This is a genomic window from Cryobacterium glucosi (genome assembly GCF_004402235.1).
GTDB lineage: Bacteria > Actinomycetota > Actinomycetes > Actinomycetales > Microbacteriaceae > Cryobacterium > Cryobacterium glucosi.
Genome location: NZ_SOFS01000019.1, coordinates 508,927 through 534,307, shown reverse-complemented (window position 1 = coordinate 534,307; position 25,381 = coordinate 508,927). Strand labels below are relative to the sequence as shown.

The following is a 25,381-nucleotide window of genomic DNA, read 5'->3' as shown; positions in this document are numbered from 1 at the left end:
CGGGCCGGCGGTGCCGGCAGAGGCCGCGGCGCCGGGCGCGGGTGGAGCCGGCGGAGCCGGAGGAACGGGGGGCGCGCCGGGCGCGGGCGGGGTCGAACCGGCATCCGCCGCTGAGCCGTAGCCCGAGGTGGGGCGCGGGCGCTCGCCCGGACCGGAACCGTAGCCGCCACCGTTTCCGCCGCCGGAAGACCCGCCGCTGCCAGGACCGCGGCGCACGAGGTAGAGCACGAGCCAGACGATGCCGGCAACGACCGCGAGGCCCCACGCTGCGCTCAGCGACGTGCTCAGCCAGCCGGGCATGCCCCAGGCCGCGGGAGGGCCGTCCCACCAGAATCCGCGGGTGAACGGCACGACGGTCAGGAGGAGGACGGCGCCGATCCCGATCATGGCGGGCTCGAAGCGGCCGCGGAGGGCTTCCTCGGCGTGGATGCGGCCGAGTGCGTTGGGGAGCAGCGCCCAGCCCACCGCATAGACGAAGAGCACGGGCGCCCCGAGCACGGCGAGCACGAACGCGATGCCGCGCACGATGATCGGGTCGAGTCCGGTGCGGCCGGCGATGGCGCCGCAGACCCCGGCGAACCAGCGGTCTGCGCCGCGGACCATGCCGCTGCGGCGGATCCAGTCGAAGAAACGGGTGAGCTGGTCTGGACCCGACGGGCCCGGGCCGGCCGGGTATGTCGGATTACGCGGTTGATCGGTCATAACTTCACTCAACCACCCGCGATGGCGCGCTGCTATGGGGGAGAACCCTGAACGGACCCTGAGATCTGGCCGTACCGGATCGGGGCGGCCTTCGGGGTGCTTGGATGAAGACATGAGAACCGAGCGGATGTCCCGGCCGCGCCAGCGGATCATCGCCGGCGTCTGCGCGGGGTTCGCTGAGCACACCGGATTGTCCGTGACGGTGGTGCGCACCGCGACGCTGCTGCTCATCCTGGCCGGCGGGGCCGGCGCGCTGCTCTACGCCTGGCTCTGGGTGACGACGCCGACCGCGACGGCGAACCCCGTCCGGTTCGGGGCCGCCGAGCTCCCCAAGGCGAGCCTCGCGCGGCCGGCGCCCGGGTACGCCGGTTCCCCCGGCTCCCGCCACGGCCTCGGCGGTCCCGCGGATGCCGCGGCCGAGCGAGCCGCCGCCGCCGCGTCCTCGGCCCGGTCGGCTCCGATCACGGAGATCCTGCTCGGGCTCGCGCTCCTCGCCGCCGGTCTCACTCTCGTCGCGAGCCGGCTCGGCGCCGACATCCCGCTCGCCGTGGTCATCCCCGCGATCGTCGTGCTGTCGGGGACCGCGCTCGCCTGGCGGCAGTTCGCGGACATCCGCGGCGGTTCGGAGCAGCACTCGTCCGCCCTGCTCGTGCGCGCGCTCGGCGCCCTCGTGCTCGTCGCCGTCGGCATCCTGCTGTTCTTCGTGACGAGTGACAGCCCCGACGGGTGGACGGTCGTGATCGCATCCGCTTCGGTGCTGCTCGGCGTCGTCGTCGTGATCGCGCCGTGGCTCGTGCGGCTCTCGCGCGACCTCGCCGACGAGCGCGCGGGACGGGCGCGGGAGGCCGAGCGCGCCGAAATCGCCGCGCACCTGCACGACTCGGTGCTGCAGACGCTCGCACTGATCCAGCAGAAGGCCGGGCCGCAGAGCGACGCGGCCCGGCTCGCCCGCGCCCAGGAGCGGGAGCTGCGCGAGTGGCTCTTCACCGGGACCGGGACCGGCTTCGGCACTGCCGCGGGCACGGCCGCGAGTACTGCCGCAGGAACGGATGCCGGTGCAGGCGGGGCCGGCGGCATCCCCGACGTCGATCTCCCGACGGCCCTCCGCCGGATAGGGGCGGAGCTCGAGGCCGACTTCCCGGTGCAGTTCGACATCGTGAGTGCGGGCTCGAGCCTCGGCCCAGCCCCCGAGGGGTTGCTCGCCGCGGGGCGCGAGGCCATGCTCAACGCGGCGAGGCACTCCGGCGGGCCGGTGTCCGTCTACCTCGAGACGGGCGCGAACGCGGTGAGCCTCAGCGTGACCGACCGCGGCCCGGGCTTCCGGCTCGACGACGTGCCGGACGACCGGCACGGCGTCCGCGAGTCCGTCATCGGGCGGATGCGCCGCCTCGGCGGCACCGCGCTCGTGCGCCCCGGCCCCGGCGGCGCGGGCACGGAGATCCTGCTCACCCTGCCCACGGTGCCCGCTCCCGCAGACCCTGCCCTCCCGCACCCAACCAATTCGACGGACTTTGTGATGACAACGCACCTGAGCGGCCCGGAAACGATCGAAGACCCGAAAAACTCCGTCGAAGCGGTTCACCCCGACCGGACCCTGCCCGCGGCAGCGGATGCCGACGGGAGCCGCCCATGAGCGAGCCGCACGGCACCCCAGGCCCCGGCACCGATCCCGGAAGCGCGCCCACCCCGCCCACCCCGCCCACCCCGCCCACCCTGCCCACCCTGCCCACCCTGCCCACCCTGCCCACCCTGCCCACCCTGCCCACCCTGCCCGCCTCGACCGCCGGTCTCCCCGTCGTGATCGTCGACGACCACTCGATCTTCCGCTCGGGCCTGCGCGCCGAACTGGACGCGGACATCCGCGTGCTCGGTGAGGCCGCGACGGTCGACGAGGCGATCGCGCTCGTGGTCGCACTGCAGCCGCGGGTGGTGCTGCTCGACGTGCATCTGCCCGGCGGGCGCGGTGGCGGCGGCAGCGAGGTCATCCACGACGCCGCGCACCGGGCGCCGCACACCCTGTTCCTCGCGCTGAGCGTCTCCGACGCCGCCGACGACGTGGTCCGGGTGATCCGGGCGGGGGCCCGCGGCTACATCACCAAGAGCTCATCGGGGGCCGAGGTCTCCGAGGCCGCCCGCCGGGTCGCCGACGGCGACGCCGTGTTCTCGCCCCGGCTCGCGGGGTTCGTGCTCGACGCGTTCGGCGCGGTCGCCGGCGAGACCGCAGAGACGACGGAAGAACTCGACCGCCTCTCCGCGCGGGAGCAGGAGGTCATGCGGCTGATCGCCCGCGGCTACACCTACAAGGAGGTAGCCGGGAGCCTGTTCATCTCGCCGAAGACCGTCGAGACGCACGTCTCAGCGGTGCTCCGCAAACTGCAGCTCTCCTCCCGTTACGAACTCACCGCCTGGGCGCTCGAGCGCAAGCTGCTCTAGCCCCACTGCCGAGCCAAGCAGGCGGCGGAGACCGGGCTACAGCAGCCCGAGTTCCATCGCCCGGGTCACGGCGCGGGTCCGGTCGCTCACCGCGAGCTTCTCGAAGGCGTGCAGCAGGTGCGTCTTGACGGTCGCCTCGCTGATGAACAGGGACCGGCCGATCTGCGGGTTGCTCTCGCCGGCCGACACAAGCCGGAGCACGTCGAGTTCGCGGGCAGACAGGCGCGGAGCCGGCGCGGCATCCGTGCGCACCCGGTGTACGAGCATCGCCGCGATCGACGGTGCGAGCGCGGTCTGGCCGCGCGCGACCGAGCGCACGCCCTCGATGATCTCCGCCTGGGGCGCGGCCTTGAGCAGGTACCCGCTCGCTCCGGCCGCGATGGCCGCGAGGATCTGGTCGTCGCTCTCGTACGTCGTGAGGACCAGCACCCGGGTCCGCTCGTTCGCCGCGACGATGAGCGCGGTCGCCGCGACGCCGTCGAGCAGCGGCATCCGCAGGTCCATCAGCACGAGGTCGGGGTTGAGCGCGGCCGCGAGCGCGACGGCCTCCTCGCCGTTCCCTGCCTGCCCGACGACCTCGATGTCGCCGGCGCCGCCGAGCAGGAGCGCGATACCGCCGCGCACGATCGGGTGGTCGTCGGCCACGATGACGCGGATCATCGCTCGTGCCTCGCCGATTCGACGGAGATCGTGGGGTGCCCGGCTTCCGCCGCCGGCACGGTCACCCGCAGTACGGTGCCGCCGCGCTCACCGGCGCCGACCGTGAGCCGGCCACCGACGAGGGCGAGCCGGTCGCGCATCCCCGAGAGGCCGAACCCGTTCTCCTGGGCGGGAGCATAGGCGCCGAGACCGCGACCGTCGTCGGTCACGGTGAGGACGGCATCCGTGCCGACGTGTTCGAGACGAACGGATGCCGCCCCCGCGCGGGAGTGCTTGCGCACGTTCGCGAGGCCTTCCTGGGCGCAGCGGAGCAGCACGACCTCGTTTTCCCGGTCGAGCCCGTCGAGCCCGGTGTCGGCGAGGATCACCCGCACCTGGATGCCGGTCTCGCGTTCGAAGCGCCCGGCGAGGCGGCGCAGGGTCTCGGCCAGGGTCGAATCTCCGACCCGCACGGGCGACATCGCCGCGACGAGGCTGCGCGCCTCGGTCAGGGCCTGCCGGGCGGTGTCTTCGATGAGCTCGACGGTGGGCCTCGCCCCGCTGTCCGGTCCGAGCTCGTTCCCCGCGCGCTGCGCGAGCATCACGAGACTCGTCAGGCTCTGGGCGATGGTGTCGTGGATCTCCCTGGCGAGGCGTTCCCGTTCGGCCGCGCTCCCGGCGTCCCTGTGCAGGGCGGCGAGTTCGTCCTGGGCGAGGCTGAGTTCCTCGTAGAGACGCCGTTGGGTGCTGCCGTCGCGGGCGATGCGGGTGATCCAGGCGCCCATCGCGATCGCGAAGACGAAGGAGATCCCTTCGGTGGCATACGCCTGCCCGAGGGCCGCGGGAGTGCCGCCGATGCCCAGCCAGAGACCCGCCCCCGCCGATGCCGCGAGGAGTGCACTCAGGGCCACGGAGACGAGGAAGGAATCGGTGAGCGTCCAGAGCAGCGGGAAGGCGATCGCCTGGAGCGTCGCCAGACTCGGATTGAACGCCGCTGCGACGCCCACGCCGACGATCAGCACTCCGCGGAAGACGATCGCGGCCAGTGCGACCGAACCGGTCCGTCCGGTCGGGCAGGCGATCGCGCGCCGTCCGAAACCGACATGGCCGATGCCGATCACGACGAGCGTCGCGAGCGCGCCGATCCGCGACAGCTCGTGCCCGTACCGGTACTGGTCGGCGGCCGCGAGCACCCCCATCAGGAGCAGTGACCCGCCGACGGCGACGTCCCACCAGCGCAGGGTCGTCATGGCCGGAATCCTCATGCGCCCAGCCTCCCACGCTCGCCGTGACCGGGGAACATCGGTTCAGCTGTCCTTGCGGATCCAGCGGAACGTCACCCTGCTGAGCACGAGCCCGACCACGAGCCAGATGCCGAGGTTGAGCGCGACGAGGGGGAGGTCCCAGACCCCGTTCTGCTCGAGGCTCGCGAAGCTGTCCGGCAGGAACACCGAGCGCATCCCCTGTGCCATCCACTTGAGCGGGAACAGGCTCGCGACGTTCTGCATCCAGTCGGGCAGCACGTAGAACTGCAGGTAGACGCCCGAGATGAACTGCAGGATCAGCACGATCGGGATCACGACGGCGGTCGCGCTCTTGCCGGAGCGCGGCAGCGCCGAGAGCGCGATGCCGAGGAACGCGCAGGCGATCACACCGAACAGGAAGACCCAGGCGAAGGTCAGCCACCTGGCCGGGTCGGTCGGCAGGGCGATGTCGAGCACGAACCGCGCGACGAGGATCAGCAGGGCCGCCTGAATCGTGCCGGTGACGAGCACCTGCCCGATCTTCCCGATGAAGTAGCTCAGCGGGGACAGCGGGGTGCCGCCGAGCCGTTTGAGGGTGCCGTCGCTCTTCTCACCTGCGATGTCGACCGCGAGGTTCTGCACCCCGGAGAGCAGCATCCCCGCCGCGAGCATGCCCGGAAGGTAATACGCGCCGACGCTGACGCCGCCGCTGCCATCGGGCGCGCTGCCAATGTTGCCGGCCGAGCCGAAGGCGGCCGTGAAGATCGCGAGCATGATGAACGGGAACAGGAACGTGAAGAACACGCTGTCCGGGGTGCGGAAGTACATACGCGCTTCGTAATACACCCGGGCGAGGCCGAGCCTCAGCACACCGTGGCGGGCCGAGCGGATGCTGCCGGTCCCGGCAGTCGTGTCGATCGCGGTCATGCGAGCACCTCCGTGCTGTCGTCAGATGCAAAAGCAGAAGCTGAACCAGCGGACGCCGCCGCAATGGTTTCCGCGCGGTTCTCGCGCACGAGACCGAGGTAGACGTCCTCGAGGCTCGGGCGGATCACCTCGAGTTCGGCCGGTTCCGCGCCGCCCGCAGTGCCGCCCGCAGCGACGAGTTCGGCGACGACCCGGCCAGGCTGGTCCGTGCGGATCTCGTGGGGCTCCCCTCCGGCATCCCGCCAGCGGACCAGCGGCACCCGGGCCTCTGCCCCGCCGATCTCGTTGATCGCGCCGATGTCGATCAGGCGGCCCCCGGTGATCACCCCGGCGCGGTCGCCGAGCTGGGCGGCCTCGTCGAGGTAGTGGGTCGTGAGCAGGATCGTGGTGCCCTCCGCCTTCAGGCTGCGCACGAGGTCCCAGAACTGGTGACGTGCCTCGGGGTCGAACCCCGTGGTCGGTTCGTCGAGGAAGAGCAGTTCGGGCCGGCCGATGATGCCGAGCGCGACATCCACCCGCCGGCGCTGCCCGCCGGACAGCCGGCTGATGCGGGTCTTCGCCTTGTCCTCGAGGCCGACGGCCGTGATCACCTCCGCCACCCGCCGGGGGTTCGGGTAGAGGCTCGCGAAGTGCGCGAGCTGCTCGGCGACCGTGACGTTGCCGCTCTCGCCGGTCGACTGCAGCACGATGCCGAGCCTGGCCTTCCAGTCGAGGCCGCCGTGCTGCGGGTCGGTGCCGAGCACGCTCACCTCACCGCTCGTGCGATCGCGGTAGCCCTCGAGGATCTCGATGACCGTGCTCTTGCCTGCGCCGTTCGGGCCGAGGAGCGCGAAGGTCTCCCCTGGCCGGATGTCGAAGCTGATGCCTGCGACGGCCTCGAACGCGCCGTAGGACTTGTGCAGGTCGCGCACGCGCACGACGGGGTCTGAGCTGCTCGCGGGAGTTGTGGTCTTCATACCGAAAGAATCCCACCAGAGGCCCGGGAACGTAAGCGTCCGCCCGGCCGACCCTGGCATCCACCGGTCGGTGGATGCGGGGCCGGCTGCGACGTCAGGTGAAGAGGCGCTGCAGGCGGTGGATGCCCTCAAGCAGCTGGTCGTCGCCGAGCGCGTATGAGAAGCGCAGGTACCCGCTCGGGCCGAACGCTTCGCCGGGAACAGCGGCGACCTCGGCCTGGTCGAGGATCAGGTCGGCGAGCTCGAGGGAGGTCGTCGGCGTGACGCCGCCCCAGGTGCGGCCGAGCAGCCCGGTCACGTTCGGGTAGACGTAGAACGCGCCCTGCGGCGTCGGCGTGACCATGCCGGGAATCTTGTTCATCTCGGAGACGATGAGCCTGCGGCGCCGGTCGAAGGCCTCCCGCATCGCGATCGCGTCGTCCTGCGGGCCGGTGAGCGCGGCGATCGCGGCGCGCTGCGACACGTTGGACACGTTCGAGGTGAGGTGCGACTGCAGGTTCGCCGCCGCCTTGATGGCATCGAGCGGGCCGACCATCCAGCCGAGGCGCCAGCCGGTCATCGCGTACGTCTTCGCGACGCCGTTGACGAGGATGGTGCGGTCGGCGAGGGCCGGAACGGCTTCGACGATCGAGACCGCGCGCACGCCGTCATAGGTGAGGTTCTGGTAGATCTCGTCGGTGATGACCCAGAGGCCGTGCTCCTCCGCCCACTCGCCGATCGCCTTGGTCTGCTCCGGAGAGTAGACCGCGCCGGTCGGGTTGGAGGGCGAAACGAAGAGCAGCACCTTGGTGCGCTCGGTGCGGGCGGCCTCGAGCTGCTCGACCGTGACGAGGTAGCCCTGGTCGCTTCCGGCGAAGACGTCGACCTGGACGCCGCCGGCGAGCCGGATCGACTCCGGATACGTGGTCCAGTACGGGGTCGGCACGATGACCTCGTCGCCCGGGTCGAGCAGGGTTGCGAAGGCCTGGTAGACGGCCTGCTTGCCGCCGTTGGTGATGACCACCTGGGCGGGGGAGACTGCGAGGCCGGAGTCGCGGAGCGTCTTCGCCGCGACGGCCTCGCGCAGGTCGGGAAGACCCGCGGCCGGCGTGTACTTGTGGTTCTTCGGGTCGCGCACGGCGAGAAGCGCCGCCTCGACGATGTGCGCGGGCGTCGGGAAGTCCGGCTCACCCGCCGCAAAGCTGATCACCGGTCGACCGGCCGCCTGCAGGGCCTTGGCCTTGCTGTCGACCTTGAGGGTCGCCGATTCCGCGATGGAGCCGATCCGGGTAGAGATTCGCTTGAGTTCGTGAGCCACAGAACGAGCATACGGTGGCCGCACCCGCGCGGCCAGCATCCGCCCCGGCGGCCCCAGCTTTACAGTCGTGCCGGTGTGACCTAGACTTGATCGAGGTAGTTGAAATCTGCCATGCTTTTTTGCGCCTTTTTCTCGAGTATTTTTCGGGGGGTGGTGTGAGTTCGCATGGCGATCCGGCTGCATAGGGTGGTGGCTCAATTGGTAGAGCAGCGGTCTCCAAAACCGCAGGTTGCAGGTTCGAGTCCTGTCCGCCCTGCAAGTCGGTGGCATTTCCGTCGGCCCATGAAAGGTGTAACAGGTGGCCCGAAAAGTTGTCGACGAACCCAGTGAGGAAATCGTCGCAGACGCACGACTCGCTCGCGACGGCAAACGCGGTCCGTTCGCACGGATGTCCCTGTTCCTGAAGCAGGTGATGGCGGAGCTTCGCAAGGTTGTCACGCCGACCCGCAAGGAACTGCTGAGTTACACGGCTGTCGTGCTGGTCTTCGTAGCGATCATGATGGCGCTGGTTTCCGCCCTCGACTGGGTGTTCGCACTCGTCGTCACGTACGTCTTCGGAACACCAAGCGGCTGACCGGCCGCCGCCAAGGCGGCTGACCGCACGGCCAGGATTCACGGCAACGCTGCGCGGGACACGTCTTCGTGCCCGCGCACTACAGAAGGATTGAGATTTAGTGACTGAGACGAATCACGACGACGCCGACTGGGCCACCGCCGCCGAGCAGGCGTCTGACGACGACGAAGCACAGGAAGGCAACGTCCACGAAGCGGAGGAAGAGTCCGTGGAGGCCGCCGAACAGGTAGCCGTCCACGTCTTCGACCCCAGCGTCGGCGTTGAAGACAACCTCGACGCCGCCCTCGACGCCCTCGCCGGCGCGGTCGACCCCGCAGCCGACTCGGAGGTCGACGACGCCCTGGACATCGACTCCGTCGACGAGGCCGAGGCTGCCGCCGAAGCCGTCGACGACGAGGAAGATGTCGACGGCGGCGCGGACACGGCCGATGCAGAAGCCGATGCGGCCGACGCTGCTGACGCATCCGCTGAGCCCGTCGACGAAGACCCATACGCCGAGTTCCGCAAGGAACTCCGCTTCCAGCCCGGCAAGTGGTTCGTCATCCACTCCTACGCCGGCTTTGAGCGTCGCGTGAAGTCGAACATCGAGAACCGCAAGCAGTCGATGGCCATGGAAGATTTCATCTACCAGGTCGAGGTTCCGATGGAAGACGTCGTCGAGATCAAGAACGGCCAGCGCAAGATGGTCACCCGCGTGCGCATCCCCGGATACGTGCTCGTCCGCATGGACCTCAACGAGGACAGCTGGTCCGTCGTCCGGCACACGCCGGGTGTCACCGGCTTCGTCGGCAACGCGCACAACCCGACGCCGCTGCGCTTCGAGGAGGCCTTCGGCATGCTGAAGAGCCTCGTCGAGATCCAGGACGTGCCGTCCGCCAAGGGCGCGGGCACGCACGGCAAGATCGCGACCCGCGCACTGCCCGCCGAGATCGACTACGAAATCGGCGAGACCATCACGATCAAGGAAGGCTCGTTCGCGGGCCTGCCCGGCACGATCAGTGAGATCAAGGCGGAGAGCGGCAAGCTCATCGTCCTCGTCTCCCTGTTCGAGCGTGAGACCCCGGTCGAGCTCAGCTTCGACCAGGTCACCAAGCTTTAGTAAGTTTCCCCACCACCGGGGCCCGTCCGGGCCACCGGGAGAGTTGCCTCGCGGCAGCTCGTCATCATAAAAGAAGGAAGAATCATGGCACCGAAGAAGAAGGTTACTGGTCTGATCAAGCTTCAGATCAAGGCCGGCGCCGCAAACCCCGCACCGCCCATCGGGCCGGCACTGGGCCAGCACGGCGTGAACATCATGGAATTCTGCAAGGCATACAACGCCCAGACCGAATCCCAGCGCGGCAACGTCATCCCGGTTGAGATCACCGTGTACGACGACCGTTCCTTCACGTTCATCCTGAAGACCCCGCCCGCAGCGGAGCTCATCAAGAAGGCCGCCGGCGTCACCAAGGGCAGCGGAACCCCGCACACCGTCAAGGTGGCCAAGCTCACCCAGGCGCAGGTCCGCGAGATCGCCGAAGCGAAGATGGTTGACCTCAACGCCAACGACATCGACGCCGCCGCGAAGATCATCGCCGGCACCGCACGCTCCATGGGCGTTACGGTCGAGGCCTAACCTCAACCAGGCATCCGCCACCAGCAGTACGTGGAAGAGCCGGCCAGGCTCGCACCACACTCTCAAATCTTTATATTCAGGAGATTCACATGGCACAGAAGTCAAAGGCCTACCGGGCCGCGGCCGAGAAGATCGAGGCCGACAAGTTCTACACCCCCACCGAGGCCGTCACGCTCGCGCGTGAGACCGGCTCCGCGAACTTCAACTCGACCATCGAGGTCGCATTGAAGCTCGGCGTCGACCCGCGCAAGGCTGACCAGATGGTCCGCGGAACCGTTATTCTTCCTCACGGTACCGGCCGCGTGTCGCGCGTCATCGTCTTCGCAACCGGCCCCGCGGCCGAGGCAGCCATCGCTGCCGGCGCCGACGAGGTCGGTGGCGACGAGCTCATCGAGAAGGTCGCCGCCGGTTACACCGCCTTCGACTCCGCGGTTTCGACCCCGGAGCTCATGGGCAAGGTCGGTCGTCTCGGTAAGGTCCTCGGCCCGCGTGGCCTCATGCCGAACCCGAAGACCGGAACGGTCACGACCGACGTCGCCCGCGCCGTCAACGACATCAAGGGCGGCAAGATCGCGTTCCGCGTCGACAAGCACGCCAACGTGCAGTTCGTCGTCGGCAAGGCATCCTTCACCGCCGAGCAGCTGAACGAGAACATCACGGCAGCACTCGAGGAGATCGTCCGCCTCAAGCCGAGCTCGTCCAAGGGCCGCTACGTCATGAAGGGTGCCGTCTCGACGACCTTCGGTCCCGGCATCCCGCTCGACGTCAACGCCATCTAAGCACCGGCACCAGCACCACAACGAAGGGCCCGTCGCAAGACGGGCCCTTCGTCGTACCCGTCTCGTTCTGGCGACGGTCAGTCAGAGACGGATGTCGGGCGCGGCTTCCCCGGATCGACGACTCCGGGTGCGGCATTGCCCGGATGCGCGCGGAGCAGCGCCGCGACCGCGATCGCATCACCCTCCGGCTGGTGCGAATTCGTGTGCGGCTTCGCGATGAACAGGTAGAGCAGGCCCGCGCCCATCACGACCGCCAGCCCGATCAGCACGATCCAGTCGTCGAGGAAGACCCCCGTCTTGCCGGGCAGCGCCAGCAACACCATCGCGAAGACACCGTAGGCGAGGGCGACCACGTTGACGACGAAGCCGGCCCTGCCGAGGTTGAACGGACCGGCCGGACGCCAGCCCTTGATCCTCTGGCGGAGCGCCGCGAGCACGACGGACTGGAACGCCACGTAGATGCCGATCACCGCGAATGCCGTGATCTGGGTGAGGCTGCCGCCCGCGTAGATCAGCAGGCAGAGCGCGAGCGGGATCGAGCAGGCGACGATGAGCGCGTTCACCGGGACGGCGGTGCGCGGACTCACCTTGGACAGCCAGGCGTGGCCGGGGATCATCCCGTCGCGGGCGAAGGAGAACATCAACCGGCTGGCCGCGGCCTGCAGGCTCAGCACGCAGGACAGGAACGCCGTGATCGCGACGACCAGGAAGAGCTTGGCGCCGACGGTTCCGAGCGAGGCCTCGAGGATCGCCGGGATCGGGTCGATGTCGTTGCCGTCGACCACCGCCTGCAGGTCGGGTGCCGCCATCACATAGCCGCCGAAGGAGAACAGCGCGGAGACCCCGCCGACGAGGATGGTCAGGATCATGGCCCTCGGGATGCCCCTGGCCGGGTTCGCGACCTCCTCGGCCACGTCCCCGCAGGCTTCGAAGCCGTAGAACAGGAACAGTCCGGCGAGTGCCGCACCGAGGAACGCGACGGCGTAGTTGGCGTCGCCCTCGACGCCCATCGTGCTGAAGAAGACGCTGAACTCCTGCTTGCGCTGGAAGATCAGCAGGTAGAGCCCGAGCCCGATCACGCCGATGAGCTCGGCGCCGAGGCCGATCCTGGCGACCCGGCCGAGCATCTTCGTGCCAGAGAAGTTGAACGCGAAGGCGACCAGCAGGAACAGTACCGAGAGGCCCAGCGTGACCTCCTTCGTGACCGGCGCGTCGATCAGGCTGCCGAGGAAGCCGCTGCCGAACTCGGCGACGGCAGTGATCGTGACGAGCATCGCCCAGACGTAGACCCAGGCGGCCATCCAGGCGTATCGCTTGCCCCAGAGCCGGCGGGTCCACGGGTAGATCCCGCCGGCGATCGGGTACTGCGAGACGACCTCGCCGAAGACGAGGGCGACGAGCAGCTGGCCGGCGCCCACGATCAGGATCCAGAAGATCGAGGGCGGCCCGCCCGTGCTGAGGGCGAGCGCGAAGAGGGAGTACACGCCGACGAGCGGCGAGAGGTAGGTGAAGCCGAGGGCGAAGTTGGCCCACAGCGACATCGAACGGTGGAAGGAATCCTCGTACCCGAGCACCCTGAGGTGCTCCTGGTCACCAATTCCCCTCGCGGCGGGCGTCTTTCCGGGCTGATCTGCGCTCATCATGACCTTTCGGCTGCGGTGCATCCTGACGTCGTCGGCAGGCTGTGTGTGCCCACCATAGTGACACCATTGCGAGAAAGCTATAGAACCGGATGTTTGCCCCGAAAGGGGTGGATCAGCCGATGTAGCTCATCACGTGCTTGATGCGGGTGTAGTCCTCGAGGCCGTACATCGAGAGGTCCTTGCCGTAGCCGGAGTGCTTGAAGCCGCCGTGCGGCATCTCGGCGACGAGCGGGATGTGCGTGTTGATCCAGACGCAGCCGAAATCGAGGCGCTTGGCCATCCGCATCGCGCGCGCGTGGTCCTTGGTCCAGACCGAGGAGGCCAGGCCGTACTGCACGTCGTTCGCCCAGGCGAGCGCCTCGGCCTCGTCGGTGAACTTCTGGGCCGTGATGACCGGTCCGAAGATCTCGTTCTGCACCGCGTCGTCGCCCTGCCGGAGGTTCGAGACGATCGTCGCCTCATGGAAGTAGCCGAGGTCGCCCTGGCGGTGCCCGCCGAGCGCGATGTTCGCGTGGTCGGGCAGGCCCGCGATGACGCCCTGCACGCGGGCGAGCTGGTCGGCGCTCGAGAGGGCGCCGAAGAGGATGCCGTCCTCGCGCGGGCCGCCGGTCCTCGCGTTCACCCGGGCGTACGCCGCGAGTGCTGCAACGAACTCGTCGTGGATTCCGGCCTGGACGAGGACCCGGGTGGCGGCGGTGCAGTCCTGGCCGCCGTTGTAGAACGCGGCCGTCGCGATGCCCTCGACGGCGGCGTCGATGTCGGCGTCGTCGAACACGATCACCGGGGCCTTGCCGCCGAGTTCGAGGTGCACGCGCTTGACGTCGAGCGCCGCGGTGCCCGCGACCTCCATGCCGGCCCGTACGGAACCGGTGATCGACACCATCTGCGGGATCCGGTCGGCGACGAGGGCGCGGCCCGTGGTGCGGTCGCCCATGACGACGTTGAAGACGCCGGCCGGGAAGAACTCCGCGGCGATCTCGGCGAGGAGGAGCGTCGAGACGGGTGTCGAGTCCGAGGGCTTCAGCACGACGGCGTTTCCGGCAGCGAGGGCGGGGGCGATCTTCCAGATCGCCATCATCATCGGGTAGTTCCACGGGGTGACCTGCCCGATCACGCCGATCGGCTCCCGCCGGATGAACGAGGTGTGGTCCTTCAGGTACTCGCCGGCTGACTTGCCCTCGAGCACGCGGGCGGCGCCGGCGAAGAAGCGCACCTGGTCGATCATGACGTCGACCTCGTCGCCGACGAGGCCGGCACGCGGCTTGCCGGTGTTCTCGCTCTCGACGTCCGCGATCTCCTCCGCACGCTCGGACAGGGCATCGGCGAACTTCAGCAGGGCGAGCTGGCGTTCGCCGGGCGTGGTCTCGCCCCACGTCTCGAAGGCGGTCGCCGCTGCGGAGTACGCGGACGCGACATCCGCTTCTGTCGACACGGGGGTGCGCGCGTAGACCTCCTCGGTTGCGGGGTTCACGATGTCGAGCTGCTCGCTCGCTGCGGAGGCGACGTACTGCCCGTTGACGAAGTTACGGAGTTCACGGATGGACATGCGCAGGCCTTTCCCAAGCGTCTGGTCGGCGCTGGCCAGGGCCGCGGCGCCCGGGGCGGAGTTCCCCAGAGGCCGACGATACCCTAAATCATCCCAAATGCAATCTTTTATTCCGGTGGGCGCCGGACGATCACATCGAAGGGAATCCCGGGGCAGGGCACCCGGTCATAGCCGGTGAGCGGATGCCCCGGGTTCGGCACGATGTCGCCCGCGGCGAGCGTGGCCTCCGTCGAGATCATGACGCGGCCGACCGCGTTGACGAGGGCGGCGGGCGCGCTGAGTCCGAGCAGGACCGGAAGCAGGGCCTGCTCGAGACGGGTGACCGACACGTCGGCCCCGATCACGCCGACCGTGCCGCCGTCGACCTGCACGGGGAGGGTGAGGGTCACGATGAAATCGAAGGTGCACAGGTGGTCGACGTACGGACCCGTGACGTGCGCCCGCCCGGTGGCTTCCGGCACCCGGTACCACTCCAGGCCGCGGAAGTCGCGCAGGTATTCGGTGTGCACCCGCGCCGCGAGGTCGAGCCGGGTGGGGGAGAGCGTCGTGCCGAGCAGGGGGTTCGACGCGAGCGGGCCGAGCCACCAGGCGAAATGCGCGGGGCGGCCTGGCCGGTAGTCCGCTGTCGCGATGAAGCCGGCGCCGACCAGGAGGGCCGGTGCGCCGTGCGGTGCCGTGCCGTGCGGTGCCGTGCCGTGCTGTGCCGTGCCGTGCTGTGCCGCGTCCCGGTGTGCGGCCGGTTCGGCCTCGCCGAGGAGGGCCGGCAGGACGAGCGTCTCCACGAGGGCGTCGAGTTCGGTCGTCGTCGTGAGCGGGACCGCTGCGGCGACCCGGTCCCGCCAGTCCTCGAGCACCGTGAACACGTCGGCGACCGCGGCGCTGACGGCGGCGGCGCAGGCCTGGGGAGCGAGGGGGGCCGGCGTCACGACCGGTGTTTCAGGCGCTGACAGCGGATGCCGCATGGAGCGTTCCTCCCCGTTCGATCCTGGTCTTCGCGGCATGCAGCCACTCGGCTAGTTCGCGCACCTGCCCGGCGACGAGGGTGCGGGCGTGCGGGCCGTCGCCACTCCGGATCGCCGCGACGACGTCCGTGTTGCAGGCAGCGACACTGGCTCGCATCGACGGGTCTGCGAGCCCGAGCAGGAGGAGCGGGCCGAACTCGGCCTGCAGCCGGACCTGTTCGCGCACGAGCCGGGCCGACTGGCTGAGTACCGCGAGTTCGAGGTAGAAGCCGCCTGCATTGGCGCGGGCGCCCGCGTCGCGGTCCCAGTCGGCCTGGGCGAGCCACTCGGAGAGTCGATCGGCATCCTGCGGTGCCGCGCGAAGCGCGGCCCGTTCCGCGCAGCCTTCGATGATCGTGGAGAAGTAGACCGCGAGGTCCGAGAGCTCGACGTGGGCGACGCCGCGGAGCCGGGTGTGCAGGAGCGTCTCGTCCGGGGCATCCGCCTGGATCACGAAACTGCCGCCACCGCGGCCGCGACGGGTCTCGACGAGGCCGGTCTCGCGCAGGATCACGAGGCCCTCGCGGACTGTGATCAGGGCGACACCGAAACGGCGGGCGAGCTCCTGCTCGCTCGGCAGGCGTTCGCCCGCCGTGAGGACGCCGAGGATGATGGCATCGGTCAGGCGACGGGCAACCTGCTCGGCGCGGCCGGCCTCGATGAGCTGGGCGAAGATCGCCTCCCGGGCGCCGGGTCGCAGCTGTGCCTCCATAGACTTCAATGTAGCCGACGGTGGCATGCTGGGAACTGTCGGACGGGTGCCGGAACCGAAAACATTCGGTATAGGATCACAACTGCGTCCCGTCGGTGTTGCCGGCCGGACGCGTCGATGGGGACCGAGGTGAGCTGATGCCGCACGAACCGTCGGCCCGCGCACCCCGGCTGAGGGTCGCCGATTTCTCGCGCGTGCTCGCCGGGCCGTATGCCACGATGATGCTCGCCGACTTCGGCGCCGACGTGATCAAGATCGAGAGCCCGGCCGGGGACGACACCCGGCAGTGGTTGCCGCCCACGGATGCCCAGGGCGCGTCCACCTACTTCGGTGCGGTCAACCGCAACAAGCGTTCGGTCGTCTGCGACCTCGGCACCGTCGAGGGACGGGCGGCGGCCTGGCGCCTCGCGACCACGGCGGATGTCGTGGTCGAGAACTTCCGGCCCGGCGTGATGGAGCGGTTCGGCCTCGGCTACGAGGCCGTGCGCGCCGCGAACCCCGGCGTCGTCTACTGCTCGATCACGGGCTTCGGTGCCGGTGCCGGTGCCCGGCTCCCCGGCTACGACCTCCTCGTGCAGGCCGTCGGTGGGCTGATGAGCGTGACCGGCCCGGTCGATGGGGAGCCGAGCAAAGTCGGCGTCGCTCTCGTGGACGTGCTCGCCGGACTCAACGCGCTCAGCGGCATCCTGCTCGCGCTCCGCGAACGCGATTCCCGGGGCGATGCCGGCGCGGCCGAGGCCACCGGCCCGAGCAGGGCCTCCGGAGGGCGCGTCGAAGTCGACCTCCTGACGACCCTGCTCTCGGCGCTCACCAACCAGGCGGCGGGCACCCTCGCAACCGGGCACTCTCCGGCGCGCCTCGGCAACGCCCACCCGAGCATCGCCCCGTACGAGCTCTTCGCGGCATCCGACCGCGACCTCGTGATCGCCGTCGGCACCGATTCCCAGTTCCGCACGCTCGTGCGCCTCCTCGGCGCACCCGGCCTCGTGACCGACCCGCGATTCCTCGGCAACGCCGACCGGGTGCGGCACCGCGCCGACCTCCGGCCCGCCCTCGAAGCCCTCCTTCGTGCCCATCCCGCGGCGCACTGGGTCGACACGCTCACGGATGCCGGGGTGCCAGCCGGACTCGTCAACTCGATCAGCGAGGCCTTCGCCTTCGCCGAGGGTCTCGGAACCGCGTCCGTCGTCGAGCTCGTGTCGGGTTCGGACCCGCGGCGCGTCAGCCGGCAGGTCGCCAATCCGATCCACCTCGGCGACCGTCCGGCCGGCTACCTGCTGCCTCCGCCCCGGCTCGGCGAACACGCAGGGGCCGACTGGCTCGGGCCGGACGCTCACAGCGCCCTCGGCGCGGCCGCTTCGGCGGAGCCGGCACCGGCACCCGTCCCCGCACCCGCATTCAGGCCCACTCCCGCACCACCCACCGCGCTCCGCCGAACCGAACAGGACCTCTCGTGACCGCATCAGGCCGCCCCACCCCACTCGTCGCCAGCCCCCTCGTCGACTCGGTCTTCGATCTCGACGACCTCCTCGCTCCAGAAGAGGTCGTCTGGTCGCGCAAGGCCCGCGCGTTCGCGACCAACCGCATCCTGCCCACGATCGAGCAGGACTTCGAGGACCGGTTCTTCCGCGCCGAACTCGTCCCCGAACTCGGCGCGGCCGGCTTCCTCGGAATGCACCTCGAGGGCTACGGCTGCGCGGGCGCGAGCGCCGTGAGCTACGGCCTCGTCTGCCTCGAACTCGAGGCCGCCGACAGCGGCTGGCGCACCCTGGTCTCTGTGCAGGGCTCGCTCGCCATGTCGGCGATCCACAAGTACGGGACTGAGGACCAGAAGCAGCTCTGGCTGCCCGGCATGGCCGCCGGCTCCCTCATCGGCTGCTTCGCCCTCACCGAACCGACCGGCGGCAGCGACCCCGCCGCGATGCGAACGACCGCCACGCGCGACGGCGACGACTGGGTGCTCACGGGCACGAAGCGCTGGATCGGCCTCGCGAGTGTCGCCGACGTCGCAGTGGTGTGGGCGCAGACGGATGCCGGGGTGCGCGGATTCCTCGTTCCCACCGGGACGGCGGGGTTCACCGCGACACCGATCGCTGGCAAGCTCTCGATGCGCGCGTCCATCCAGTGCGACGTCACCCTCGACGGGGTGCGCCTGCCCGCCGATGCCGTCCTCCCCGGCGCCACGGGGCTCTCCGGCCCGTTCAGTTGCCTGAACGAGGCGAGATTCGGCATCGTCTGGGGCGCGATGGGGGCCGCCAGGAGCTGCCTCGACGCTGCGATCGCCCGGTCGCGCAGTCGTGAGGTGTTCGGCCGCCCGATCGGGGCCATGCAGCTCACCCAGGCCAAACTTGCCGACATGCTCGTCGAGTACGAGAAGGGCGTCCTCCTCGCCCTGCACCTCGGGCGGCTGAAGGAACGCGGCACCCTCTCCCCGGCCCAGATCAGCGTCGGCAAGCTCAACAGCGTGCGCGAGGCCATCCGGATCGCCGGCCTCGCCCGGTCGATCCTCGGCGGCGACGGGGTGACGAACGAATTCCCGGTGATGCGTCACCTCGCCAACCTCGAGTCCGTCCGCACCTACGAGGGCACGGACGAGATCCACCAGCTCGTGATCGGTCGCGCTCTCACGGGGATGCCGGCGTTCTGACCCGGCCAGGGCACCGGCGGGTCGTTTCCGGACGTACCCCCACTTCGCGGCGGGCGGGCCCGCCCGGCCCTTCGCGCCGTCGTCGCCGGAACGCCGTGTGTCATAGTTGAAACACGCGTACGTGGCGACAAGGACATCGGGTGGAAATAGTGTCGGTAACAGGCGGACAGGCCGCATTCGCTTACCTGCGCGGACGCATCCTCTCCGGTGAGATCCCGGGTAACGCCACCCTGCGCGAGCAGGCGCTCGCCGAGGAACTCGGCGTCAGCCGCACCCCGATCCGCGAAGCTCTGCGGAGGCTCGACGAGACCGGCCTCGTCGAGTTCGTGCCGAACAAGGGCGCGACGGTCATCGCCTGGACGACCGAGCAGATGCGCGAGACCTACTACTTGCGGGCCATGCTCGAGAGCCGCGCGGCAGGCCTCGCCGCGGTGCGGATCTCCGACGGCGACCTCGACCGTCTCGCCGAACTGATCACCCTGATGGACGACGTCGTGCTCGCGAAGGACGACGCCGGGATCTCCCGGCTCGGCGAACTCAACGCCGAGTTCCACCGCATCATCGTCACCGCCGCCGCGAACGCCCAGCTCACCCGCCTGACCGTCTTCGTCGGCCGGGTGCCACTGATGGCAAAGGCCTTCCGGCGCGACAGCGGATCTTTCCGCGCGGTGAGCAATCACCATCACCGCGACATCCTGGCCGCCCTCCGCTCGCACGACGCGCTCTGGGCCTCGACGTCCATGCGGTCGCACATCCTGGCCGCACGCAATTCGGTGCAGAGCTGGGACCAGGGCGACGCTACCGCCGTCACGCCTGGCGCCGCTCAGCCCGCTGACGCCAATCCGCTTGACGCGGAGGCGATCGACGCGGCCGACCTGGCCGACCTGGCCGACTTCACGCCGTAGCGCGCATTCCGGATCTCGGCCACAGACCCCTGCAGGGCGATCCGGCCGTCCTCGACCACCGCGACCCGGTCACAGGTCTCCGCGACGATCTCGAAATCGGTCGATGCGACGAGGAGCGCGAACTCCTTCGCGTGCCAGAGGTCGCGCAGCAGGGTGGCGTGCGCGGCCCGGGCGTCCGGCTCCAGGCCCGCACCGGGGGAGACCGCGATGACGAGGGCCGGGTCGCCGGAGAGGACGGCGGCCAGGACCACCCGGTGGAGGACGACGGGGTCGAGGTCCTGCGGATACTGCCGGGCCCTGGCGGCCGGATCGACGACACCGACCAGGTCGAGCAGGTCGACGATGTGCCGCTTCGCGACGTCCGGGGTGACGCCGATGCGTTTTCGGAGGGCGCCGGCGAGCTGGTTCCTCACCGACCGGGTGCGGTCGAAACTGCTGAGCGGGTCGGCGGGCAGGTAACCGATCACGGTGCCGAGCAGGCGTGCCGCCGGGCCGCGACCGGGTCCGACCAGTTCCACGCCCTCCACGAGGATCGAGCCCGCCGCGATCGCGGCGCCCTCCGGGAGTTCTCCCGCGATCGCGAGCGCCACCGAGATCGCGCCGGCGGCCACGGTTCCGACAAGGCCCAGGGACTCGCCGTGGGAGACCGACAGGGTGATCGCATCCACCGGGGCAAGGGTCGTTGTCGCCGACGAGACGCCGAGCCCGCGCACGTCGAGCACGGAACTCGCCCGGAAGGCGTGCGAAGGCACGGGATCCTCGTCCGGGTGATCGGCGGCGGCCGGTTTCCCGGCTCCGGTCGCCGCGACGGCGAGCTCGGGATCGGGGAAAGGGGTCACGGCCGGGCCAATCATCGCGTCTCCCAGTGCTGTATGCAATCTTGACCACATCTTCCGCCAAATTCCCGAGAATGTCGAATCAGCTCCCCGAAATTTCGTCACTTTGCATACATAAATAACGGCCGGTGTGGCGAAACAATCCCGCAACATGAGGCGACTACGCTCCGACCATGGTTGACCTGTTCACCGGCTACGGTGCCACTACGAAGAGTCGGAAACGGACGGGGTCAGCGAGCGCCTGGGACGAGATGTTCCCGGATCCGTCCTCGCTCACTCCGACGGAAACGCGTGCAGCGTACAAGGACGTCTACGGCGCCCTGGCCAGAATGACCCAGGAGGAGCTGCGGGGCCGCACGGCGGCGCTCGCGAGTTCCTACCTCGCCCAGGGCGTCACGTTCGACTTCGCCGGGGAAGAGCGTCCGTTCCCGCTCGACGCCGTTCCGCGGGTGATCGAGCAACCGGAGTGGGTCACCGTCGAGGCCGGCATCAAGCAGCGCGTGCTCGCCCTCGAGGCGTTCCTCGCCGATATCTACGGGCCCCAGGCCGCCGTGCACGACGGCGTCATCCCGGCGAGCCTGATCAGTTCGTCGAACCATTTCCACCGGCAGGCCGCCGGCATCGTCTCGGCAAACAACGTGCGCATCCAGGTCTCCGGCATCGACCTGATCCGCGATGAAAAGGGCGCGTGGCGGGTGCTCGAGGACAACGTCCGGGTGCCCAGCGGCGTGAGCTATGTCATCTCCAACCGTCGGGTGATGGCGCAGACGCTCCCCGAACTCTTCGTCTCGATGCGGGTGCGCCCGGTCGGCGACTACCCGAACAAGCTGCTCCAGGCGCTCAGGGCATCCGCCCCCGCCGGGGTCGACGACCCCAATGTCGTCGTGCTCACCCCGGGCGTCTTCAACTCCGCATACTTCGAGCACACCCTGCTCGCCCGGCTGATGGGCGTCGAGCTCGTCGAGGGCCGCGACCTGTTCTGCTCGGGCGGGCGCGTCTGGATGCGCACGACCGCGGGCCCCACCCGGGTCGACGTGATCTACCGCCGGGTCGACGACGAGTTCCTCGACCCGCTCCAGTTCCGCGCGGACTCCCAGCTCGGGTCGCCCGGCATGCTGATGGCGGCCAGGCTCGGGAACGTCACGATCGCCAACGCGGTCGGGAACGGTGTTGCAGACGACAAGCTCGTCTACACCTACCTGCCCGATCTCATCCGCTACTACCTCGGCGAAGACGCGATCATCCCGAACGTCGACACCTGGCGGCTCGAGGATCCCCTCGCGCTCGAAGAGGTGCTCGACCGGCTCGACGAGCTCGTGGTCAAGCCCGTCGACGGGTCGGGGGGCAAGGGCCTCGTGGTAGGGCCCGCCGCGTCGAAGGCGGAGCTCGCGACACTGCGGAAGCAGCTGCTGCGGGACCCGCGCGGCTGGATCGCGCAACCCGTCGTGCAGCTCTCGACCATCCCGACCCTCGTCGAGGACGGCATGAGGCCGCGCCACGCCGACCTGCGCCCCTTCGCCGTGAACGACGGAACGGATGTCTGGGTGCTGCCGGGCGGGCTGACCCGCGTCGCGCTCCCCGAGGGTGAGCTCGTTGTCAACTCGAGCCAGGGCGGCGGGTCGAAGGACACCTGGGTGATCGGGCTCGAACCCGATTTCTACCACGAGTCCTCCGCGCGCAACATCCAGGGCCTCGTGGCCGACCAGGCCGCGAACACCCAGGCGACGGCCGCGGGCACGCACCCCGTCGACCACTCGCCGCAGGACAAACCGCTGGGCAACAGCGACCAGCAGGAGCAACAACAGCAGCAGCAGCAGCAGCAGGGGAGGCAACCGGTGTCCGCAGGGGCGCCGGCGGCATCGAAGTCATCGGCGCAGGAGGACCGGGAATGTTGAGTCGCATTGCAGAAAGCCTGTTCTGGATCGGACGGTACATCGAGCGCAGCGACGGCACCGCCCGCATCCTCGACGTGCACCTCCAGCTTCTGCTCGAGGATCCCTGGATCGAGGAGAACCTCGCCTGCCGGTCGCTCCTCCAGCTGATGGGCAGCCCCGTCCCCGATGAGGGAGAGCTGACCCGCAAGGACGTTCTCGCCACCCTCGCCATGGACCGCACGCATCCGGCTTCGATCGCGTACTCGATCACCTCCGCACGCGAGAACGCCCGTCGTGCGCGGGAGATCGTGCCGACCGAACTCTGGGAGTGCCTCAACACGACGAGCGCGCGGATGCCCCGCAAGGTCGCGAGTGAGAAGACCCACGACTACTTCGCGTGGGTGCGGGAACGCGCCGCGCTCGCCGTCGGGATCGTCGAGGCCGGTGCGAGCCGGGACGACGCCTGGCATTTCTTCACCCTCGGGCGCAGCCTCGAGCAGGCCGACATGACGGCACGCCTCCTCGCGACCCGGTCGCTGACCGAGGCGAGCGGGCCGTCCTGGACGACGATCCTGCGTTCCTGCGGCGCGTACGAGTCCTACCTGCGCACCTACCGCGGAGTGCCTTCTGCCCGGAACGCCGCTGAATACCTGCTGATGGACCGCTTGTTCCCCCGGTCCATCGTCTTCTCCGTTTCGCGCGCCGAACAGTGCCTTCGCGACCTCGAGCCGCGCACAGACCGGGCCGGCGTCACCGGCCAGGCCCAGCGGGTGCTCGGCCAGATCCGCAGCCAACTGGAGTACCGACCGATCATGGACATCCTGAACGACCTGCCGCTGCAGATGATGCGCGTCCAGGACGCGACGAGCACCGCTTCCGAAGCCATCGGCAACCGGTACTTCCCCAAGGGGAACGTTCCGACCTGGACAGGGGAAGCCTCGTGAACCGCCTCCGGATCCGGCACACGACCGGGTACCGCTACAAGGGCGAAGTCGCCGCGTCATACAACGAGGCGCGGATGCTGCCGGTCAGTTCGGTCGACCAGTTCGTGCTGTTCTCTAACCTCGAGATCAGCCCGGCGGCGGGCAACCACTACTACGCCGACTACTGGGGCACCCGGGTCTCCTCGTTCGAGGTACTGACGCCGCATTCCGAGCTGATCCTCACCGCCAACAGCCTCGTCGAAGTCCGGCCGCGTGAGCACGAGACCCACGAACACAGCTGGGTCGACCTCGCCGCGGACGCCCTGCGCACCTCGACGCTCTTCGAACACTCCCGGCAGACCCGCCTGACGAAACCGCCGATGGACGTCGAGGCGCTCGCCGCCGAGATCGCCGCGCGCCACACGAGCTCCTGCTCGGCCGCCTACGAGATCTGTGCCGCGATCGGCGACCAGATGCAGTACGTCCAGGGTGTCACGGGCGTGCACTCGACCGCCGAGGAGGCCTGGAACGACCGGCGCGGGGTCTGCCAGGACATCACACACATCGCCCTCGGAGCCCTGCGCTCGGTCGGGATCCCGGCCCGGTACGTCTCCGGCTACCTGCACCCGAAGCCGAACGCCGAGGTCGGCGAGACCGTCACGGGCGAATCCCACGCCTGGGTCGAGTGGTTCTGTGGCGAGTGGCGCGGATTCGACCCGACGAACCTCATCGAGATCGGTGACCGGCACGTCTCCGTCGGCCGCGGCCGTGACTACAACGACGTGCCGCCGCTCCGCGGCGTCTACGCAGGCTCAGCGGGCTCCCAGCTCTTCGTCACGGTCGAGATCACCCGCGAGGCCTGATCGGCCGGGCGGGAACGGCGGGCGCGGGCTGCGGCGACCAGCATGACGGCGAGACCGGCCACGGTGACGACCGCGCCGGCCCAGATCGGCGAGGTGTAGCCGAGGCCCGCGCTGATCGTGAGACCGCCGAGCAGGGCGCCGAGCGCGTTGCCGAGGTTGAAAGCGGCGATGTTCGCGCCGGAGGCGAGCGTGGGCGCCTCGCTCGCGTAGCTCATCACCCGCATCTGCAGGCCGGGGACGGTTGCGAAACCGAACCCGCCGAGGAGGACGAGCGAGGCGATCGTCGCGCCCTGGCTGCCCGCGGTCAGCGCGAAGGCGACGAGGACGACGGCGAGCGCCGCCAGGACGACGATGAGGGTCCGGTCGACGGAACGGTCGGCCGCCTTGCCGCCGAGGACGTTGCCGACGAACAGGCCGACCCCGAAGAGGACGAGTAGCCAGGGCACGCTCGCGGCGGCGAAGCCGCTGACCTCGGTGAGGGTGAAGGCGATGTAGGTGAACGCGCCGAACATGCCCCCGTAGCCGAGCACGGTCACGGCGATCGAGAGCCAGACCTGGCTCGAGCGGAAGGCCCTGAGCTCGCCGCGGAGACCGCCGGCGCCGGCCGTGGCGTGCGCGGTCGCGGGCACGAGCGTCGCGATGCCGACCAGGGCGAGCACGCCGATCGCGGTGATCGCCCAGAACGTCGCCCGCCAGCCGAGGTTCTGGCCGAGGAGGGTTCCGAACGGCACGCCGAGCACGTTCGCGACGGTGAGGCCCGTGAACATGATCGCGATGGCACCCGCCTTCTTCGTCGGGGCGACCATGTCGGCGGCGAGCACCGAGCCGATGCCGAAGAACGCACCGTGGCAGAGGGCGGCGACGATGCGGCCGAGCATCATGACCGGGTAGGTCGGTGCGAGCGCCGAGATCAGGTTGCCGAGGATGAAAAGCCCCATCAGCGCGATGAGCACGTGCTTGCGTGGCAGCCGGGTGACGGCAGCGGTGAGGCCGAGTGCTCCGATGACCACGCTCAGGGCGTAGCCGGAGATGAGCCAGCCGGCCGCCGCCTCGCTCACGCCGAAATCGGAGGCGAGGTCCGGCAGGAGGCCCATGATGACGAACTCGGTGAGTCCGATGCCGAACCCTCCGAGTGCGAGGGCGAAAAGACCAATGGGCATGCGGGAGACTCCTTGGGGGGCGGAAAACTGTACTTACGCGGTCATACTGCGTACGCTGTTAGTTGCAGGCGCGTCATTAATACTTGCACACGCTAGATAAACGCG

At 69.6% G+C, this 25,381-nt stretch carries 24 protein-coding genes and 1 tRNA gene; 13 read left to right on the top strand and 12 right to left on the bottom strand.

The window, feature by feature from the left end:
- Nucleotides 1-702, bottom strand: a 702-nt coding sequence (locus tag E3O46_RS11055) for a PspC domain-containing protein (RefSeq protein ID WP_166791063.1), incomplete at its 3' end; no start/stop codon positions are given.
- Between the two features lie 112 nt (nucleotides 703-814).
- Between E3O46_RS11055 and E3O46_RS11050 the strand changes: the two genes are divergently transcribed.
- Both E3O46_RS11050 and E3O46_RS11045 read left to right on the top strand, forming a co-directional pair.
- Nucleotides 815-2,335 carry an ATP-binding protein gene (locus tag E3O46_RS11050; protein WP_134561698.1) on the top strand — a complete coding sequence of 507 codons (1,521 nt, stop codon included), beginning with the start codon at nucleotides 815-817 and terminating at the stop codon, nucleotides 2,333-2,335.
- Nucleotides 2,332-3,135 carry a LuxR C-terminal-related transcriptional regulator gene (locus tag E3O46_RS11045; RefSeq protein ID WP_134561697.1) on the top strand — a complete coding sequence of 268 codons (804 nt, stop codon included), beginning with the start codon at nucleotides 2,332-2,334 and terminating at the stop codon, nucleotides 3,133-3,135. Before E3O46_RS11050 ends, E3O46_RS11045 begins: the two co-directional genes overlap by 4 nt.
- 36 nt (nucleotides 3,136-3,171) lie before the next feature.
- Here E3O46_RS11045 and E3O46_RS11040 read toward each other — a convergent pair whose 3' ends face one another.
- The 5 genes from E3O46_RS11040 to E3O46_RS11020 all read right to left on the bottom strand — a co-directional run bounded on the left by E3O46_RS11040 (nucleotide 3,172) and on the right by E3O46_RS11020 (nucleotide 8,198).
- On the bottom strand, nucleotides 3,172-3,795 hold the full coding sequence (locus E3O46_RS11040) for a response regulator (protein WP_134446674.1): 624 nt from the start codon (nucleotides 3,793-3,795) through the stop codon (nucleotides 3,172-3,174).
- A complete protein-coding gene (locus E3O46_RS11035; protein ID WP_134561696.1) occupies nucleotides 3,792-5,039 on the bottom strand; it encodes a sensor histidine kinase in 1,248 nt (415 codons plus the stop codon). The genes E3O46_RS11040 and E3O46_RS11035 overlap by 4 nt, the downstream gene beginning before the upstream one ends.
- A 42-nt stretch (nucleotides 5,040-5,081) precedes the next feature.
- Nucleotides 5,082-5,945, bottom strand: a complete 864-nt coding sequence (locus E3O46_RS11030; protein ID WP_134561695.1) for an ABC transporter permease — start codon at nucleotides 5,943-5,945, stop codon at nucleotides 5,082-5,084.
- Nucleotides 5,942-6,901: an ABC transporter ATP-binding protein gene (locus tag E3O46_RS11025; protein WP_134561694.1), complete on the bottom strand. Its 960-nt coding sequence runs from the start codon at nucleotides 6,899-6,901 to the stop codon at nucleotides 5,942-5,944. The genes E3O46_RS11030 and E3O46_RS11025 overlap by 4 nt, the downstream gene beginning before the upstream one ends.
- 94 nt (nucleotides 6,902-6,995) lie before the next feature.
- Complete coding sequence (locus tag E3O46_RS11020) at nucleotides 6,996-8,198, bottom strand: pyridoxal phosphate-dependent aminotransferase (protein ID WP_166791062.1); 1,203 nt, start codon at nucleotides 8,196-8,198, stop codon at nucleotides 6,996-6,998.
- Between the two features lie 183 nt (nucleotides 8,199-8,381).
- On the opposite strand from E3O46_RS11020, the gene E3O46_RS11015 reads away from it, so the two are divergent.
- The 5 genes from E3O46_RS11015 (at nucleotide 8,382) to rplA (ending at nucleotide 11,166) form a co-directional block, all read left to right on the top strand.
- Nucleotides 8,382-8,454, top strand: a tRNA-Trp gene (locus tag E3O46_RS11015).
- A gap of 42 nt (nucleotides 8,455-8,496) precedes the next feature.
- Complete coding sequence (gene secE, locus E3O46_RS11010) at nucleotides 8,497-8,772, top strand: preprotein translocase subunit SecE (RefSeq protein WP_134446683.1); 276 nt, start codon at nucleotides 8,497-8,499, stop codon at nucleotides 8,770-8,772.
- A gap of 100 nt (nucleotides 8,773-8,872) precedes the next feature.
- The gene (nusG, locus tag E3O46_RS11005; protein ID WP_134446685.1) at nucleotides 8,873-9,871 is read left to right on the top strand and encodes a transcription termination/antitermination protein NusG; all 999 of its coding nucleotides are present in this window, start codon (nucleotides 8,873-8,875) and stop codon (nucleotides 9,869-9,871) included.
- A gap of 84 nt (nucleotides 9,872-9,955) precedes the next feature.
- A complete protein-coding gene (gene rplK / locus E3O46_RS11000) occupies nucleotides 9,956-10,387 on the top strand; it encodes a 50S ribosomal protein L11 (protein ID WP_134446687.1) in 432 nt (143 codons plus the stop codon).
- 89 nt (nucleotides 10,388-10,476) lie between these two features.
- Nucleotides 10,477-11,166, top strand: coding sequence for a 50S ribosomal protein L1 (rplA, locus tag E3O46_RS10995; protein ID WP_134446689.1), 690 nt, complete (start codon nucleotides 10,477-10,479; stop codon nucleotides 11,164-11,166).
- Nucleotides 11,167-11,243: 77 nt separating this feature from the next.
- Here the strand turns inward: rplA and E3O46_RS10990 are convergent, their stop codons facing one another.
- The 4 genes from E3O46_RS10990 to E3O46_RS10975 all read right to left on the bottom strand — a co-directional run bounded on the left by E3O46_RS10990 (nucleotide 11,244) and on the right by E3O46_RS10975 (nucleotide 16,068).
- Nucleotides 11,244-12,806, bottom strand: coding sequence for an APC family permease (locus tag E3O46_RS10990; RefSeq protein WP_134561692.1), 1,563 nt, complete (start codon nucleotides 12,804-12,806; stop codon nucleotides 11,244-11,246).
- A 115-nt stretch (nucleotides 12,807-12,921) separates the two neighbouring features.
- Nucleotides 12,922-14,355: an aminobutyraldehyde dehydrogenase gene (locus E3O46_RS10985; RefSeq protein ID WP_134446691.1), complete on the bottom strand. Its 1,434-nt coding sequence runs from the start codon at nucleotides 14,353-14,355 to the stop codon at nucleotides 12,922-12,924.
- Between the two features lie 107 nt (nucleotides 14,356-14,462).
- Complete coding sequence (locus E3O46_RS10980) at nucleotides 14,463-15,281, bottom strand: cache domain-containing protein (protein ID WP_134561691.1); 819 nt, start codon at nucleotides 15,279-15,281, stop codon at nucleotides 14,463-14,465.
- A gap of 10 nt (nucleotides 15,282-15,291) precedes the next feature.
- Nucleotides 15,292-16,068 carry a FadR/GntR family transcriptional regulator gene (locus E3O46_RS10975; RefSeq protein ID WP_241975177.1) on the bottom strand — a complete coding sequence of 259 codons (777 nt, stop codon included), beginning with the start codon at nucleotides 16,066-16,068 and terminating at the stop codon, nucleotides 15,292-15,294.
- A gap of 137 nt (nucleotides 16,069-16,205) precedes the next feature.
- Here E3O46_RS10975 and E3O46_RS10970 point away from each other — a divergent pair, with 137 nt between their 5' ends.
- The 3 genes from E3O46_RS10970 (at nucleotide 16,206) to E3O46_RS10960 (ending at nucleotide 19,620) form a co-directional block, all read left to right on the top strand.
- Nucleotides 16,206-17,525: a CaiB/BaiF CoA transferase family protein gene (locus tag E3O46_RS10970; protein ID WP_134561690.1), complete on the top strand. Its 1,320-nt coding sequence runs from the start codon at nucleotides 16,206-16,208 to the stop codon at nucleotides 17,523-17,525.
- Entirely contained in the window at nucleotides 17,522-18,715 is a 1,194-nt protein-coding gene (locus tag E3O46_RS10965) for an acyl-CoA dehydrogenase family protein (protein ID WP_134558069.1), read from the top strand. Before E3O46_RS10970 ends, E3O46_RS10965 begins: the two co-directional genes overlap by 4 nt.
- Nucleotides 18,716-18,864: 149 nt before the next feature.
- A complete protein-coding gene (locus E3O46_RS10960; protein WP_166791061.1) occupies nucleotides 18,865-19,620 on the top strand; it encodes a GntR family transcriptional regulator in 756 nt (251 codons plus the stop codon).
- On the opposite strand, the gene E3O46_RS10955 is transcribed toward E3O46_RS10960, so the two are convergent.
- Nucleotides 19,539-20,459: an ABC transporter ATP-binding protein gene (locus E3O46_RS10955; protein ID WP_166791060.1), complete on the bottom strand. Its 921-nt coding sequence runs from the start codon at nucleotides 20,457-20,459 to the stop codon at nucleotides 19,539-19,541. The genes E3O46_RS10960 and E3O46_RS10955 overlap by 82 nt on opposite strands.
- A 170-nt stretch (nucleotides 20,460-20,629) precedes the next feature.
- Here E3O46_RS10955 and E3O46_RS10950 point away from each other — a divergent pair, with 170 nt between their 5' ends.
- Genes E3O46_RS10950 through E3O46_RS10940 form a run of 3 tightly spaced genes read left to right on the top strand, consistent with a single transcriptional unit; the run spans nucleotide 20,630 to nucleotide 24,116 of the window.
- Entirely contained in the window at nucleotides 20,630-22,351 is a 1,722-nt protein-coding gene (locus E3O46_RS10950) for a circularly permuted type 2 ATP-grasp protein (protein WP_134558066.1), read from the top strand.
- Nucleotides 22,345-23,274: an alpha-E domain-containing protein gene (locus tag E3O46_RS10945; RefSeq protein WP_134446707.1), complete on the top strand. Its 930-nt coding sequence runs from the start codon at nucleotides 22,345-22,347 to the stop codon at nucleotides 23,272-23,274. Before E3O46_RS10950 ends, E3O46_RS10945 begins: the two co-directional genes overlap by 7 nt.
- On the top strand, nucleotides 23,271-24,116 hold the full coding sequence (locus tag E3O46_RS10940) for a transglutaminase family protein (protein ID WP_134446709.1): 846 nt from the start codon (nucleotides 23,271-23,273) through the stop codon (nucleotides 24,114-24,116). The genes E3O46_RS10945 and E3O46_RS10940 overlap by 4 nt, the downstream gene beginning before the upstream one ends.
- On the opposite strand, the gene E3O46_RS10935 is transcribed toward E3O46_RS10940, so the two are convergent.
- Entirely contained in the window at nucleotides 24,056-25,276 is a 1,221-nt protein-coding gene (locus E3O46_RS10935; RefSeq protein ID WP_134446710.1) for an MFS transporter, read from the bottom strand. The genes E3O46_RS10940 and E3O46_RS10935 overlap by 61 nt on opposite strands.
- Nucleotides 25,277-25,381 lie beyond the last annotated feature (105 nt).

Bases quoted from the DNA above. Each gene is read 5' to 3' on its own strand.
- E3O46_RS10975 (WP_241975177.1), bottom strand. From the start codon at position 16,068: ATGGAGGCACAGCTGCGACCCGGCGCCCGGGAGGCGATCTTCGCCCAG.
- E3O46_RS11040 (WP_134446674.1), bottom strand. From the start codon at position 3,795: ATGATCCGCGTCATCGTGGCCGACGACCACCCGATCGTGCGCGGCGGT.
- E3O46_RS10985 (WP_134446691.1), bottom strand. From the start codon at position 14,355: ATGTCCATCCGTGAACTCCGTAACTTCGTCAACGGGCAGTACGTCGCC.
- rplA (WP_134446689.1), top strand. From the start codon at position 10,477: ATGGCACAGAAGTCAAAGGCCTACCGGGCCGCGGCCGAGAAGATCGAG.
- E3O46_RS10945 (WP_134446707.1), top strand. From the start codon at position 22,345: ATGTTGAGTCGCATTGCAGAAAGCCTGTTCTGGATCGGACGGTACATC.
- rplK (WP_134446687.1), top strand. From the start codon at position 9,956: ATGGCACCGAAGAAGAAGGTTACTGGTCTGATCAAGCTTCAGATCAAG.
- E3O46_RS10990 (WP_134561692.1), bottom strand. From the start codon at position 12,806: ATGAGCGCAGATCAGCCCGGAAAGACGCCCGCCGCGAGGGGAATTGGT.
- E3O46_RS10950 (WP_134558066.1), top strand. From the start codon at position 20,630: ATGGTTGACCTGTTCACCGGCTACGGTGCCACTACGAAGAGTCGGAAA.
- E3O46_RS11050 (WP_134561698.1), top strand. From the start codon at position 815: ATGAGAACCGAGCGGATGTCCCGGCCGCGCCAGCGGATCATCGCCGGC.
- E3O46_RS11045 (WP_134561697.1), top strand. From the start codon at position 2,332: ATGAGCGAGCCGCACGGCACCCCAGGCCCCGGCACCGATCCCGGAAGC.
- E3O46_RS11025 (WP_134561694.1), bottom strand. From the start codon at position 6,901: ATGAAGACCACAACTCCCGCGAGCAGCTCAGACCCCGTCGTGCGCGTG.
- E3O46_RS10935 (WP_134446710.1), bottom strand. From the start codon at position 25,276: ATGCCCATTGGTCTTTTCGCCCTCGCACTCGGAGGGTTCGGCATCGGA.
- E3O46_RS11030 (WP_134561695.1), bottom strand. From the start codon at position 5,945: ATGACCGCGATCGACACGACTGCCGGGACCGGCAGCATCCGCTCGGCC.
- E3O46_RS11035 (WP_134561696.1), bottom strand. From the start codon at position 5,039: ATGAGGATTCCGGCCATGACGACCCTGCGCTGGTGGGACGTCGCCGTC.
- E3O46_RS10970 (WP_134561690.1), top strand. From the start codon at position 16,206: ATGCCGCACGAACCGTCGGCCCGCGCACCCCGGCTGAGGGTCGCCGAT.